This window comes from Mycobacterium noviomagense (genome assembly GCF_010731635.1).
GTDB classification, from domain to species: Bacteria; Actinomycetota; Actinomycetes; order Mycobacteriales; family Mycobacteriaceae; genus Mycobacterium; species Mycobacterium noviomagense.
The window spans coordinates 2,022,896-2,036,837 of the sequence record NZ_AP022583.1 but is presented as its reverse complement, the minus strand read 5'-3'; the positions used below and the strand labels follow the sequence as shown (position 1 = coordinate 2,036,837).

Sequence of the window (13,942 nt, the reverse complement as noted above, 5' to 3'; positions counted from 1 at the left end):
GTCTGGCGCCACCGCGGTGACCCATCCATACGGCGATTCCACACGCAGCGTCAAAGCCGTTCGATCTCCGGCTATCCCTGGCCAACCGGTCGCACCGTCTCCTGTTTTTGCGTCGACCTACCATCTACCGGCTGAACGGCACCCCGACGACGCTGGTGGCCTCGACACCTACGGTCGCAATTCCAATCCAACGTGGCGACGGCTCGAATCGGCGATAGCGACGCTGGAAGGCGCAACGGCAGCATTGGTTTTCGGCTCCGGAATGGCAGCGATCACCTCGATGTTGCGGGTGCTGGCTGAGCCGCAGTCGGTGGTGGTCGTGCCGGCCGACGGCTACTACCAGGTGCGCCGGTATGCCACCGAACATCTCGGTGGCCTCGGCGTTACCGTGATCGAAGCCGACAGTTCGGAGATATTCGACGCCGCAGCACGCGCCGATCTCGTTGTGGCGGAGACTCCGACCAACCCCGGCCTTGATGTGGTCGACCTGAACCGACTGGCGGCGGTCTGCCATAGCCGTGGCGCCACACTCGTTGTCGACAACACAACCGCCACACCGCTCGGCCAACAGCCGTTGTCATTAGGCGCCGACTTGGTGGTTGCCAGTGCCGCAAAGGCATTGGGGGGACACAGTGACGTTCTAGCCGGATACGTGGCCGGTATCCAGCCGGACCTCATCGCTGCGATCGAACGTGAACGGCTGCTCAGCGGAGCGATTCTCGGCCCGTTCGAGGCGTGGTTGGTGCTACGCAGCCTGGGCAGCGCCGGATTACGGTTTCAGCGGCAATGCGAATGCGGCCGCGCTGCCTTGGTCAAGTAGAGGTCGTTGGCTTGGTTAGCGACCCAGACCGGCCCGATCCGTTGGGCGGCAGCCCGAAAGAATCGCTTGCTCAGGTCGGCATCTGCACGTAATAGGCACTCGCGCAACGTAACCGCCTCAAGTAGCGCCATGGTGATGCCCTGGCCGTAAATCGGGTTGAGGCTGCATATCGCGTCGCCGAACGCCAACAGGCCGGTCGGGAATGTCGGCATCTTGTCATAGCGTCGCCACACCCCGCGATGGCGGATCACCGCCACTTCCCCGAGGGTTTCGCCGGCGCGCACCGCCGCCGCGGCGGCAGCAGGTGCAAATTGCGCAAACACGCTGATCATGCCGGCAAGGTCACGGGGTGGCTCACGCCTGTCGACGCATCCGACCGACAGTATCCACGTGCCGTTCTCATACGCCGATAACGCTCCGCCGGTCGGTCGATCCGCTTCCGGGCAGACAAAGATCAGCAGCTCGGGAATCATTCCGTCCGGGATCCGCAGCAACTGGCTCGAATAGCTGCCGTGCATCAGCGCGCGTTGCTCAACGGGGCGGCCATAGCCCAAGTTCTCCAGGAAGGCGGGTGTGCGCGCGCTGCGGCCCATCGCATCAACGACCAAGTCGGCGTCGAGAACCGTCTCCGTACCGGTGTCCCGATCGACGACCCGCGCGCCGGTGATTCGGTCCGGCTGTGACGCAATTGGCCCGACCACGTCATGACCGTCCAACACGACGACGTTCGGGAGTGCGCGAACGCGTCGTCGGACACGGGATTCCAGGAGTGAGCGGCTGGCAGAGAAAAGCACTCTGGTGGCCGGATCACTGAACTGGCCTGACCGGTTGAGCTCGTGTCCGCCCGCGCGGAAACAGACCCGGGACAGATTGGCGTCATCGCACATCCTCGCGCCCGCGGCCACGATTGCATCGGGCAGCCCGAGGAACAATCGCCCCAGCAGTTGGGAAACCGCCGATCGAAAGGGCATGAAAGTGCCGACCCTGGGGCACCCCCCGGCGCTCGGACTCATCGCTGGTTAACCGATCACGCTCGACGAGGGTCACGGTCTCGTAGAACTCGGACAGGACCCGCGCGGCGAAAAGCCCAGCCATGCCTGCCCCGCAGACGACCGCACGCTTCGCTGGTTCGTTCATCGCGCTCCTTTTCCGGTACCGGGGCACATCAGGACGCGACACTACATCCAAAAATAAGAAAAATAAGCGATATCTAAGATTACGATAAGATCTAGGCTGCGGCCGGCGACGTGGTCACTTCACCGCAGGCCCACCCTGCGAGGAAGCCTGTAACTTAGCCAGCAATTCGTGACAGCGCTTGGCCCGGTCTGAGTCTTGAGCCATGACCTCCTCGAAAAACGAGGCAACCTCATCCAGGCCCGCGTTCTTCGCATCACGCACGTACTGCCCATAGTCGTGACCGGCTTTCAGCGAGTGATACTGCACGGAGATGAGGTCGAAGGTGACGTCGCTGAATCCGGTTTCTCCGGTTGCCATGGTTCCTCCCGTCCACCGTATGGTCTGAACCTCTCAGTGCTACCCGCCGATTCCCGCCCTAAACACGCCGCTTGTAGCGCCCTCGGCTTCCACCACAACCAGCTGCCTTTTCACGATGGCCGTCGCCGCCGCCCGGCGCTTAAACCCGTGGCGTCAAATCCAGCGACGTAATCGTCGTCATCCGGTTGACGAGCCAGCGCCCATGGGCCCGCTTCATGAAGAGCCGGTAGGACAGGTACTTCAGCGACGGAATGCCTTTGGTCAGCGGGCTGGTCGAGGTGGTGTTGGTGTACACGATCGCGACGGCATCCGGCACATCCAGCGATTCCACCGCCACCCCGGTCACCTGAGTGTTGTTCGTAATCTTTGCCTGTTTGTTGGTCGGCGCGATCCCGTCGACGAATTTGCGGTACTGAGCTTCGAAATCACCGCTGAGGTAATTCGCCGCCCGATCCGCCAACGTGCTCATGTTGTCCGGTGTGTAGGTCCACAACGTCGTGATGGCATCTGCTGCGGTTCGGGCGATCTCGAGCTTGGTGGCCACCGCGGCCTGATCGGCGAGATAAGGCTGCACGGTTGCACCCGCGAAGGCCGCTGAGCCGACGAACAAAGCCGCGGCCATGCCCACCGCGACAGCGAGCCGCTTGCCGGCCGGTCGTCGGGCCCGTGTGTCACCCTCTTCGGCGCTTTCCGCTGCTTCTCCCCCGCTTTCGCTCTCTGGGGCCTCGTCGCTGTCCGTCTCGGCGTCTTCGCTTGTGGCGCCGACGGTTTCAGCGTTCTCGGCTACGTCGTCGTCGACGGATTCCGTCTGGGCTTCCTCGGACTCGCGCTGTGGCGCATAAGTTTCGATAGGTTCGGCCTCGACGGCGCCGCCGGAACCGGATTCCTCACCAGAGGCCTCGTCGACGCTTTCGGTCGGCGTTGTTGCTGCGCTGGCCCGGGCTTGTCGACGACGCTCCCACCACCGCGGCATCCGGTGTGACGGTCGGGTTTTGGTCAGATCACCTGTGTCAGGTTGCTGATCTTCCACTGGTTCCCTTCCTGCTTAGCTGTCGCCATCCATCGAGTCGCGTTCTCGAATGTCTGCTTGCCGTCCGGAGACTTGGAGGTGACGTCGACGGCGACCAGCACGTCGGCGCCGCCGTCGTCGGTCCACCTTTCCACCCCAGCGTCGAGGACCGTGCCTCTCGTCGGTTCCTGCTTGGCGACCTGGATGAGGATCTCGTTCTCTTTATCCTGGTACTGCTTGGCGAAATCACCGGTGGCTTCGGCCAATACGCGATCCACATAGTCGTTGGCGTGAAACGGGTCAACGGAGGTGAACTGCGTCATAAAAGAATTCACGTAGGTCAGCACCGCCGCCTCCTTCGTGGCAGTCCGCCGGTGCGATTCGTGCGAAAACAGCATGAGAGCGCACGCCGAGATTGCGCCCACCATGACGACGGCGGACACCATGGTGGCCAGCGGCCACGCCCATCGTCGCGACCGCGCAGCCGCCCGGAGCCGTAGCGCCAAAGCTTGCGGGCGCAACCGCTCACGCAGCCGCAGCGCCAGCTGCCGCGGCCGCGTCCCGGTGCGCGCGACGAGCAGCGGTTGCTCGTCGGATTGAATCTTGCGGCGCGGGCTCATTTTTTGTGACCCACCGGCCCGGGTTTGGTCAACACCGTCAGGTCATCGACACGCCACTGCGCGTCCGCGCCCTTGGCGAATGTCACCCGGACAGTTGCGCTGAGGTACCGCTCCCCCGGCGGTAAGCCGCGCTGCCCCTGCATGAACAACAGCATCGTTGCACGATCGGTCGACACCGACCGGATCGCGCTGTCCACCACCCGGTACTGGTTGATGACCGGTTTACCTTTCTGTACCGCCTGCTGTTGGGCGGCGAGTTGGTCACGGTAGTTGTCGGTAGTCAACGACCGGGCATGTTCGAAGTCGCTCTGCAACGTTTTGGGATCGTAGGTCAGCATTTCCGTGACAATCCTCGGGCCCTGTAGCGCAATCTGTGCACGAACCTGGTCGAGCGCACGGTCATGGCGGTAGACCACCAAGTAGCCCATCGCAGTTCCTGCCAGGCACAGCAGGGCCGCGGTCAGCACCACCGTCCCGGTCAGGCGACGGAGGTTGCGCGGCCGCTGATCGGAATGGACCTGGCGGACCTCGGTGTGCAACAGCAAGTCGGCGAAGGTGCGCCGCCGCGAATCCCATAGCGGCCAAAGCCAACCCACGAACACCGATACCGTGTCCAGCACGTGTGCCAGATCTCGGAGCAACAAACGCCACGGTCCGACCGCTTCGCCGTCGTCTCGCACCACTCTGATACCGCAAACCGCACGGCCCAAGCTCCAACCGGTGATCGCCGGTAGCAGTACCCGGTTGACGGCCGTGAGCAGGAAAACCAGGCCAATGAGCGAAACCGCCAGCCAAAACCACGTGCTATGTAGAGGCGATGCCAACGCCTTGGCGCTCAGTCCCATTGTCGCGATGACCGCGACGCCGGGCAAAAAGTCCACCCCCAACGCGCCGGCACGAATGTGCCACGGCGCCAGGCGATCCTTCGGCTCGACGTTGGCAGCCTGTGCGGTTGCGGTGTCCTCGACCGCTACCGTCACTTCGTCACCTGTTCGAGCTTTGAAATCTTGTATCGCCCATCATCGGATGCCATCTTGACCCGCAGGCGGTAGCCGGTTTCCTGGTCTTTGGCTTCAGCGTTGGTCACCTTGACGCGCAGTGCCACCAGTACGTCGACCGAACCATCGCCGTTGTTGCGCTCTACCGCCGCACGCATGTCCGATACCTGAACATGGGCGTTTGCCGCCTGATAGGCATCGACGAGCAGACTGCTGTACATCGCGGCTTGGGCACCGAAGTCGCCGGTGGAACACTCGATGATCTTCCGTCCGCTCTCGGCCATGGCACCGGTGTCCGGTGCCTGCGTTGCTCCGACACAGTCCTTGGCCGCCACTATGGCCGCCGCCTCGGCGCGGGCCACGTTCTGGCTGTGCCGGTGCGCGCGCAGTGCAAAGTATCCTCCGGCGCCGATGCCGCCGGCCAAAAGAAGAAGCGCCACAGCGATCCCGGCGAACCACCGCCGGCCCAGGCGCGAGGGGCCTCGCTCGACACCGGCGGGCGGTGGGCCTGCCTCGGATATATCGTCAGCGGTCGCCGAATCCTCCGCTGTCAACTCTGTGTTCGTCTGCGCGGCTCGACCATCGGATTCGGCCGAATCCTCCGCGGTCACTTCAGGACTGGTCTGGTCGGCACCCACTTCGGATTCTGACGAGTGTTCAACCGTCACGTGAACAAACGAAGAGTCGTCCGCATCGGTGGGATTCAGCTGGCTGGCGCCAGCATCTCCTTCCATCCGTCGTCTCCTGTTTTCTTCGAGTTTTCGACGGCGTACTTGACACCATCGGGCCCGATCAGTTCACCGCTCTGGGGACTGTAGACCGCCGCGGGAGGCCCGCTGGGAGTGTAGACGCAGGGATTCGGTTGCTGTCCGTTGCACTGCACCGTACCTGAACCAGGCCGCTGCAGCGGATCGCTGATCGGAGGTGGCGTCCCTGCTACGCGGTCGGCCGGTGCCGGGTTCAGGCCGGTGTTGATCGACGGTGCCGGTATCACCTGGCCTGGATTGATCGGCTGATCGCAGCGAGCGCCGGGCGCGGGGCAGTTTTTGACCTGGTTCGGGTCGCCATACCAGGGGTTTGTCCCCAGCGGAACGTACGGCTTAGGGTCGCGGCAATCGCGCGGCGTCGCAGCACGTTTACCCGGGACGTCGACACAAGGAATGTTGCGCGACCCGCGGACCGCATTGGCTGGCGTCTCCTTCGGAATCCTGCAGTAGATGCCTTCGGGCAACGGCAGCAGGCTGGTGTCCGCCGCCGACCGCCATTCCGATGCCGGAAGGAACCCGGTCAGACACGGCGGCGGCTGATTGATCGACAGTGCAAGGGGGAGCGAAAGACGCCCATCGCGCTCGGAAGGTGCCGCCACCGCCTGGGCAATCGACGCGCCCTGCGGCAAGAACACTAGGGCTTGCTCGACACCGCTGTGGTATCGCTTGAGCATCTCGAGCACGATCTCGAGATTGGCCAGCGTCTGCGGCAGCGACTCCCGGACATCGTTGAAAACTTCGTTAACCTGGTCAGCCGTCGGCGCTGCTTGCCTTAGGACGCTTTGGAGGTGCTGGTCGTTTTCCGCTGCCTGTGCACCGAGGTTGTTCAAATTGCGTGCCCAGCGCTCGATCGCGTTGCCGGAATTAACCTGGCTTTCCAGGATCGGCCCGGAGTGCTGGATGATGTCGTTGACGTCACGAATATTGGTGTTGAAGTCGCTGGTGATGGCTTGGGTCGCGTCGACCAGCCGTTGCAGCGACGGACCCAACCCGCCAACTGCTTGCGCGGTTTCGTCGAGCAACGTCCCGATCTTGTCCTTGGGCAACACTTCCAGCCCACGGTTGGCGGTGTCCAGAGCCGGCCCGATCTCAGCGGGAACGGTTCCCTTGGTGATGGTGTCTCCGTTTGAGAAGTACTGGCGCGAGTTGCCAGTGGAGACCAGGTCCAGGTACTGCTCACCGACGGCCGACACCGAATGTACGTTGGCTGTCGCGTCGCGCGGGATTTTGTAGCGGCTGTCGATGCTCATCGTCGCTTGGGCACCGCTTTCCGTGGGCTGGACGTCGGTGACCTTGCCGATGGTGATACCGCGGTAGGTGACGTTAGACGTTCGATACAGACCGCCCGATGAGGGCAGGTCCGCCTTGAGAGTGTACTGACCGATACCCGCTAAGGTGGGGAGACGCAAGTAGTACACGCCCAGCACGACAATCGCGATGGCCGTCAAAATGCTGAACAGGATCAGCTGCCGCCTGAGAAACCGACTTAGCATGTCGCCCTTTCGACCAGCGGCCCGCCGGGCGCGTCATTCGGATTCGGTGTGTAGCGAACGTCCGGGATCATTGTTTCCGGATCACGGCCATAGGACTGCTCAAGTGCTCGCAACATCCCGGAGAACCCAGTCCCGGTCAGGAACGCGTTGTCGACGGCGGAGAGGGTCAGGTCCAACTCCAGCGAGACGTTCATGTAGTCGCCTCGAAGCAACTTCGGCACGGTGTCGATGTCGAAGGGCTGAGTGAGGAGCAGCTTGAGTGCGCCGCGTAGATCCGGTGCGGCACGGCCAAGTTCCCTCAACGGGCACTGCAGCGACTGCAGATCCTGGTGCAGGTTGGGCCGCGTACCGGAAAGGTAGCGGTCGGCTTGGTAGCTGAGCCGGCCCAGCGCATCGACCGCGTTGATCAGCAGATCCTGTCTTTCGTTGAAATGCTTGATCAGCGGCGGAAATTCGGTGAGCACCCGGTCAATCACGTCGGAGCGGGGACCGACGTAGGCCAGCAGCCGGTTGGTGGAGTCGATGGCGTGGGTGATGTCATACCGCTGCTCGTTGACCTGCCGGGTGAAGGTGTCCAGCCTCCCTAGCAGAGCGCGGATCTGATCGGCTCGCCCGTTGACGATGTTGTAGATCTCGTTCTGCAGCACTTCGAGGTTCGGGATACCGCCTCCGCGCAGGATCATGGCGAGACTGGCCAGAGTTTGCTCGATCGTGGGATACGCCGACGAGTTCTTCAGTGGGATGGTGTCCCCATTCTTCAGCAGCTGCGGCGACGGGTGCGGCGGCGCCGCCAGCTCCACATGCTGAGAACCCAGCAAGCTGGTCTGACCGATCTTCGCGGTGGCGTTCTTCGGCAACTTGACGGTCTTGTCCAACCTCAATGTCAGCGTGGCGATCCAGTTCTTCAGTTTGATTGCACGCACGGAGCCGACGAAGACATCAGCCACCAAAACTCGGCTGTTGTTGTTGAGCGCCAAGGTTTCCGGCATCTGCACATAGATCGTGTACGAGCCGGCTCCGGTGCCGGGACCGCCGGGAATCGCCACGTTCGCGATTCCACGCCAGCCGCAGGAGCTCAGCATCACAGCCGCCAGAAGCAGGGCCAGTCCTTGCCAGATGCGGCGTCGGGCCCGACAACCGATGGCGCCCACGGCGCGCGTCACCCCCTTCACTGGCCACCTGCCTCAGCGGGCAGCGGCGGACCGGCCGGCGCAGACGCCGATCCCGGCGAAGGTGCCGACACCGGCGCAGGTGTCGGCGGCACCGGACCCGGGACCACCGCCGGTGCCGGCGGCGGTGGCGGGATCGGCACCTGCGGTGCTTGCACGCCGATCGGTGGCAGCACCGGGTACTCGTCGTACGCATTCGGCGGTCCCGGCGGTGTCTGCAGCCCGCCTGGCGGCGGCGGCGCATCCGGGCCGCCCATGAGTTCGGCCAGCGAGTCCGGTGTCATCAGACCCGCGGTGATCGGACCCACTTGCGTTCCTTGCATGCCTGGCGCGACGACCCAGCCGTGTTGGGTGTTTTTGTGCGAGGTTGGTGTGTCCGGCACCCAGATGCCCGGAACGGTGGTGTCCTTGTAGCCGTTCGGTGGCTGCAGCCGCGGCTCGGAGTAGGCGATTTCTTTAGGCAGCGTCTCGGCGGTGCTGAACAAGTTCAGGCCGAACGGCAGGTAGTTGAACTTGATCGCATCGAGAATCGGTGCCAGGTATTGTGCGCACAGTTCGGCGGACTCCTGATACCCTTGCCGGCTGGCGGCCTGAATCGCGCTGCAGATGAACTGCATTGGATTGGTGAAGTTTGGAATCTCCGAAATCGCGACGACACCGCCGTGCGACGGGTGATAGATCTGGTTGATGTTCGCGGCGGCCGTGGGCAGAACGTGCAGACCGGTCTCCAACCCGTTCAACGGCTCCGGCTGGACCAGGGTGGTGGTCGCAGTGGCGAGGTTGTTGACGTCGTGCGTCAGCACCTCACGGTTCTTGTCCAGGAACGGCCGCAGGGTGGCGAACAAACTGTCGGTCTGCTGGAGCGCATTGGCCAGATCCCGGTCGGAGCCGACCAGGTTGTCGGTGAACTGAGCCAGGTTTTGGTTCAACGCGACGAACTGCTGGTCGTCCTGGTGTAGGGCGTTGACGAACAGCGCCAGGCTGCGCAGAACTGCGAAGAAGTCACCACGGCCCTCGTTCAGCGCGGTCAACGCGCGCGACAGGGCGTCGAATGTGGTGTTGATCTGTTTGCCTTTACCCTCCAGCCCGTTGGCGAATGACTCGATCACGTCACCGAAGGGTCCCTTGGGTTGCTCCTTGGTTGGGCCGAGTTTCGAGATGATGTTGGTGATGCTGTTGCGCAGTTGGTCGTACTCAGTTGGCACCTGAGTACGCTCGATCGGTATCACTGCGTTGTCGGGAAGTACCGGGCCGCCTTTGTAGGGCGGTGTCAGCTGGATATTCCGGGCCGCCACCAGGGTCGGGTTCAGGATCACCGCCGAGGCGTTGGCTGGCACCTTGTACTTGTTGCTGTAGTGGAAGGTCACTTTCATCTTGTCGCCGGCGGGCTCGATCTTGTCGATCGTCCCCACCTTCACACCCATGATCTGGACCTTGTCCCCGGCATAGAGCCCATTCGTTTCGGTGAAGTAGGCGACCACGGTGTTGTTGGTCAACTTCTGCAGGATCTCCCGACCGACGAAGAAGGCGACGATGGCCAGCACTACCGCCAGTGACGCGATGATCACCGATGCCCGCGACAGCCGGGGCAGTCGCATGTTCCGGATATCGAAGATCGTGCTCACTGCTGGCCACCTCCCAAGCTTCCTCCGCCGCCGCCCGGCTGGCTTCCCAGCACACCGGGCGGGATAAAGGGCGCCGGCAGCTGTTGCCCCGGACCTGGCGGCGCCGGCGGCCCCGGGGCCAGTGGTGGCGGCGGCGGTGCCGCCGCAGGATTCGCGGGAGCCGGGCCCGCCACCGGTGCGTTGGGTGGCTCGCTGCGGGCCCCCGGCGGCGCGTTCGGTGGCAGCGGAACCGGGGTACCGGGAACGTCCGGCGGGATTTCACCCGGCCGCCCGGCGATCGGAATACCCGGTGTCGGCGGAAGTCCGTTCGGGTTCGGCGGCGATGCCATGACGTCGGGCGGGGCCAGGTCCGGGCCCGACAATGGGCCGAACGGGCCTTGGTTTTGATTGATGCCCGCGCACGGCAGCGGGTTCCACGGCCGCGGCAGCAGTTCCGGCGTCGGCGTGTACGAGCACGGCGATCCGGGCGGGACAGCCGGCCCCGGATGGTCCGGGGTGCCCTCCAACACGGGCGGCGCCGGCGGCGGCGCGCCATTGGGGAACCGGGTTCCATTCGGATCGGGGAACCGGAATGCGGGCAACCCGGCATTGCGCCAGAACTCCTCGGGGTCGATGCCGCGTTTCTTGAACGCCGCGTCGACCCAGGGCTGCAGGATCCAGTACGGCAGCAGGTTAGACAGGACCACCTTGAAGTACGGTCCCGACGCGATGGTCTCGTTTACAGCTGCGGCGAATTTACCGATGATTGTGAGCGCCTGAGCCAGGTCGTCCTTACGCCTGACCAGCAGGTCACTGACGATCCGCAACTGCTCCAAGACGTGGTTCAGGTTCGGGTTGTCGTTGATGAGACCCTGCACCTGAAGCGAAAAGTACGATACGTTGCCAAGCAGCGCACTGATGGCCTGGCTGCGTGCGTTGAAGGCGGCCAACAGGGTCTTCGCGTTGACCAGCAGCCGGTCAATCTGCTGGCTGCGGTCACCCAGTACGCTGGCAACCTTATTAGCCTGCGCGAGAAGGTGTTTGACCTCTTCGTCGCGTTTGCCCACGGTGTCGGACAGCTTGGCCACCCCGTCGAGGAGCGGGCTCAGGTGCGGGTACGTCTGGTCGATAGTCTGGGTCAGCACGTTCAGCGACCGCTTCACGGTGTCGATGTCCCAGCCAGAGGCCGCCTTGGTCACGTCGAAGAACGCGTCATAGATCTGATACGGGGTGGAGCTCTGGCCCAGCGGCAGTACTCCGTTAGGGCGCAGTTGCTGGGTGCCGCGCGGTTCAACCTCGAGCACCTTCTTACCCAGGATGGTGTCGGTCTTGATCGCCAGCCGGCTTTCGGTGCCGATGGGGTTGCTGCCGGTCGAAAACTTGATCACCACGTGGTCGCCGTCGATCTTGAGTGCTTGCACGACGCCGACGTTCACCCCGGCGATGCGCACCTTGTCGCCTTTGTTGAGTTGGCCGCTGTCGGTGAACTGCCCGTAATAGCTGGGCTGGGCGAACAGCATGGGGACGCTGGTCATGGTTTGGCCGAAGGCTACGACCATCAACACCACCACCAGGCCCATGAGCCCGATGCGTAGCCGGTTGGGGGGTTCGAGCGTTCTCATTGCGGTGTGCACCTGCCCGTCGGCTGCTGCCAAACCCTGACTGTGCGCACCGGGCCACCGGCTTGCAGCCCGTTCCATTTGATCGTGATGTCGCAGGCGTAGAAATTCACCCAGTCGCCGTAAAGGCCGATGCCGCGGCCGATTTGGTTCAGCGCGGGCGGCGTCCGGCGAAGCTGGTCGTCGTACTGATCCCGTTCGTCGATGATCGGTTGCTGAATAGCCTCCAGGTAACCCAGCTCCTTATGCAACAGGGCGCGGTTGTCGGCCAGCAGGTCAGCGACCGTGCCTGCGGCGTTGCTGATGTTGGCGGTGCCGGCGGCCAGTGGGTCGGCGTGGTTCTTCAGCCCGGTTATCAGCTTCTCGAAGTTGTCCAGTGTCTGGTCGAACTGCTTGCGGTGTTTGGCCGTGGTGTCCAGCACGAGGTTGAGGTTCTTGATCACCTCGCCGATCGCTTCGTCACGTTCGGCGATATGGGACGTCAATTGCGCGGTCTGGTCAAGGATGTCGTTGATCGTCCCGCCCTGACCCTGGAACACCGTGATAATCGCGCTCGCGATGGTGTTGACCTTCTGTGGGTCGAGCGCCCGGAACAGCGGTTTGAAACCACCGATCAGCGCGTCGAGATCCAGGGCGGGCGACGTGCGCGACAGCGGGATGAATCCTCCCGGCGGCAGCACCCGGTCTGCTCCCCCGCCCTGGCCGCGTTTGAGTTCGACGTAGCGGTTGCCGATCAGATCCTGATAGCGGATCTGCGCGGTCGTGGACTGGTACAGCGGTATCGAGCGGTCGACGTTGAAGTCCACCCGCACCCGCCGGCCGCCGTCAATCAGCTTGACATTCGTGACCTTGCCTACTTCGACTCCCGAAGCGCGGACGAACTGGCCATTGCGCAGCCCGCTGGCATTGCTGAACTCCGCGGAATAGCTGTAGGTCCGGTCGAAGCGCATCTGACCAAACACCACAATGATCAGCACAGTGAACAGCAGCAGCACCACCGCGATGATGCCGAGCCTGACAGCGGTACCGGTGATTTTCATGGGTTGATCGTGTTGTCCCCTACCTGGCGGCCCCAGACATACTCGATCGCGTACGGTGAGCCGACCTCGATGTGGTTGTACGGTGCGATGCTGTTGCCGGTGTCCATCACCAACTCGGGAGCGGGCCAGAAATCACGGGTGATTGTCTGCCAGCAGCCCGGTGCACCGCCAGGACCCCCGTGAGCGTTCACGCGCGGCAAGTTCTCCGGATAGATATAGGGATTGGGCGCCCCGCCGACCAGCCCGGCTATCCCAAGCAAGCCCTGCGTAAGTATGGTGCCGGTCAATCCGGCAGGAGTCAGTATGGCCCCCAACCCCGACAGCAACTCCGTCTCGGTTCGCAGCGCGTAGCCTCCGCGGCCACCTGTCCCCGCCGCGATCTTGGGCTCGACATCGTGATAGTTGCGGACCGTGCAATACAGTTCCGGGCTGTAGGTGTCGAGCAGCTTGGCAGTCGGAACCAGATCGGCGGCTCCCCGCTCCAAATACGGTCCGCCCCTGCGGAAAATGTCCTCACCGGTGTTGCCTAAACCGGCCGCAGCCAGCAGAGCCTGATCCAGATCTTTTTCCTGGCGATGCAACGTACGCGCCGTGATCACCGCATTGTTGAGGAAGTCGATCAGATCCGGTGCGGCATTGGCATAGGTGTCGCCGAGCGCCGCCAACTGCTGAATGTCGCGACGAACTTGCGGCTGCTGGGGATTGACGTCGTCGAGCACGGCGTTCGCCTTGACCAGCGACTGACCGAACTTGTCGCCCAACCCGTTGAACGCCTCCGCAGCCGCACTCAGCGTCAGGTTGACCTTGACCGGATCCACCTTGCTGGTGATCGAGGTGATCGTCTGGAACAACGTGTTGATCTCCGTGGTCACCGACGTTGCATCGATCACGTGCTGCGGTGTAATCCGTTGGGGGCTCGGGTTTTTCGGCGACGTCAGTGCCACATACTTGTTGCCGAAAATCGTGGTGGCCCTGATGTTGGCGTTCACGTTGGCCGGAATCAGCTTGATGTACTTGGGATTCACGTTCAGCGTGAACTTTGCCGCAGGCTTGCCGTTATGCTGCGTTTCGGAGATGCTGCCCACCCGGCCGATCTGGACGCCGTTATAGGTCACCGGGTTACCGGGGTCCATCACCAAACCCGCCCGCGAAGACAGCATTGTCAGCGGCGTCTTGGGTGTGAAATTGCCCCGGAACTGCCAATACACCAGCCCGGTCACGACCAGCGCCAGCACCAAAGCGACTATCCCCGCCGTCTTGTACGGCGGGGTGCGGATGACGTTCTCTTTCCCTCGTGGTGTCGTCATGG

At 63.3% G+C, this 13,942-nt stretch carries 12 protein-coding genes and 1 pseudogene; 1 reads left to right on the top strand and 12 read right to left on the bottom strand.

Translation table 11 applies throughout. The features are described from left to right. Positions 1–16: 16 nt before the first annotated feature. A pseudogene (locus G6N15_RS09400) lies at positions 17–805 on the top strand (aminotransferase class I/II-fold pyridoxal phosphate-dependent enzyme); the annotation flags it as partial. Here G6N15_RS09400 and G6N15_RS09395 read toward each other — a convergent pair. The 12 genes from G6N15_RS09395 to G6N15_RS09340 all read right to left on the bottom strand — a co-directional run bounded on the left by G6N15_RS09395 (position 778) and on the right by G6N15_RS09340 (position 13,940). Then, positions 778–1,791 carry an FAD-dependent monooxygenase family protein gene (locus G6N15_RS09395; RefSeq protein ID WP_083089073.1) on the bottom strand — a complete coding sequence of 338 codons (1,014 nt, stop codon included), beginning with the start codon at positions 1,789–1,791 and terminating at the stop codon, positions 778–780. The pseudogene G6N15_RS09400 and the gene G6N15_RS09395 sit on opposite strands and share 28 nt — an antisense overlap. Positions 1,792–2,071: 280 nt before the next feature. Next, positions 2,072–2,314, bottom strand: coding sequence for an acyl carrier protein (locus G6N15_RS09390; protein ID WP_083089072.1), 243 nt, complete (start codon positions 2,312–2,314; stop codon positions 2,072–2,074). 139 nt (positions 2,315–2,453) lie between these two features. Further along, complete coding sequence (locus tag G6N15_RS09385) at positions 2,454–3,344, bottom strand: mammalian cell entry protein (protein ID WP_372506517.1); 891 nt, start codon at positions 3,342–3,344, stop codon at positions 2,454–2,456. After that, positions 3,311–3,943 carry a mammalian cell entry protein gene (locus G6N15_RS09380; RefSeq protein ID WP_083089071.1) on the bottom strand — a complete coding sequence of 211 codons (633 nt, stop codon included), beginning with the start codon at positions 3,941–3,943 and terminating at the stop codon, positions 3,311–3,313. Before G6N15_RS09380 ends, G6N15_RS09385 begins: the two co-directional genes overlap by 34 nt. Then, on the bottom strand, positions 3,940–4,923 hold the full coding sequence (locus tag G6N15_RS09375; protein WP_083089070.1) for an RDD family protein: 984 nt from the start codon (positions 4,921–4,923) through the stop codon (positions 3,940–3,942). The genes G6N15_RS09380 and G6N15_RS09375 overlap by 4 nt, the downstream gene beginning before the upstream one ends. Next, entirely contained in the window at positions 4,920–5,675 is a 756-nt protein-coding gene (locus G6N15_RS09370) for a hypothetical protein (RefSeq protein ID WP_083089069.1), read from the bottom strand. Before G6N15_RS09370 ends, G6N15_RS09375 begins: the two co-directional genes overlap by 4 nt. After that, the gene (locus tag G6N15_RS09365) at positions 5,645–7,201 is read right to left on the bottom strand and encodes a virulence factor Mce family protein (protein WP_083089068.1); all 1,557 of its coding nucleotides are present in this window, start codon (positions 7,199–7,201) and stop codon (positions 5,645–5,647) included. The genes G6N15_RS09370 and G6N15_RS09365 overlap by 31 nt, the downstream gene beginning before the upstream one ends. After that, complete coding sequence (locus G6N15_RS09360) at positions 7,195–8,352, bottom strand: virulence factor Mce family protein (protein WP_083089092.1); 1,158 nt, start codon at positions 8,350–8,352, stop codon at positions 7,195–7,197. The genes G6N15_RS09365 and G6N15_RS09360 overlap by 7 nt, the downstream gene beginning before the upstream one ends. 17 nt (positions 8,353–8,369) lie before the next feature. Continuing rightward, entirely contained in the window at positions 8,370–9,995 is a 1,626-nt protein-coding gene (locus G6N15_RS09355) for a virulence factor Mce family protein (protein ID WP_083089067.1), read from the bottom strand. After that, positions 9,992–11,596: a virulence factor Mce family protein gene (locus G6N15_RS09350; RefSeq protein WP_083089066.1), complete on the bottom strand. Its 1,605-nt coding sequence runs from the start codon at positions 11,594–11,596 to the stop codon at positions 9,992–9,994. The genes G6N15_RS09355 and G6N15_RS09350 overlap by 4 nt, the downstream gene beginning before the upstream one ends. Beyond that, positions 11,593–12,633 (bottom strand): virulence factor Mce family protein, encoded by a 1,041-nt coding sequence (locus G6N15_RS09345; protein WP_083089065.1) that lies wholly within the window; start codon positions 12,631–12,633, stop codon positions 11,593–11,595. The genes G6N15_RS09350 and G6N15_RS09345 overlap by 4 nt, the downstream gene beginning before the upstream one ends. Further along, on the bottom strand, positions 12,630–13,940 hold the full coding sequence (locus tag G6N15_RS09340; protein WP_083089064.1) for an MCE family protein: 1,311 nt from the start codon (positions 13,938–13,940) through the stop codon (positions 12,630–12,632). Before G6N15_RS09340 ends, G6N15_RS09345 begins: the two co-directional genes overlap by 4 nt. Positions 13,941–13,942 lie beyond the last annotated feature (2 nt).

What these genes read in the sequence shown, in the direction of transcription:
- G6N15_RS09395 (WP_083089073.1), bottom strand. Translation starts at nt 1,791, where the DNA reads ATGCCCTTTCGATCGGCGGTTTCCCAACTGCTGGGGCGATTGTTCCTC.
- G6N15_RS09390 (WP_083089072.1), bottom strand. Translation starts at nt 2,314, where the DNA reads ATGGCAACCGGAGAAACCGGATTCAGCGACGTCACCTTCGACCTCATC.
- G6N15_RS09380 (WP_083089071.1), bottom strand. Translation starts at nt 3,943, where the DNA reads ATGAGCCCGCGCCGCAAGATTCAATCCGACGAGCAACCGCTGCTCGTC.
- G6N15_RS09370 (WP_083089069.1), bottom strand. Translation starts at nt 5,675, where the DNA reads ATGGAAGGAGATGCTGGCGCCAGCCAGCTGAATCCCACCGATGCGGAC.
- G6N15_RS09365 (WP_083089068.1), bottom strand. Translation starts at nt 7,201, where the DNA reads ATGCTAAGTCGGTTTCTCAGGCGGCAGCTGATCCTGTTCAGCATTTTG.
- G6N15_RS09350 (WP_083089066.1), bottom strand. Translation starts at nt 11,596, where the DNA reads ATGAGAACGCTCGAACCCCCCAACCGGCTACGCATCGGGCTCATGGGC.
- G6N15_RS09345 (WP_083089065.1), bottom strand. Translation starts at nt 12,633, where the DNA reads ATGAAAATCACCGGTACCGCTGTCAGGCTCGGCATCATCGCGGTGGTG.
- G6N15_RS09340 (WP_083089064.1), bottom strand. Translation starts at nt 13,940, where the DNA reads ATGACGACACCACGAGGGAAAGAGAACGTCATCCGCACCCCGCCGTAC.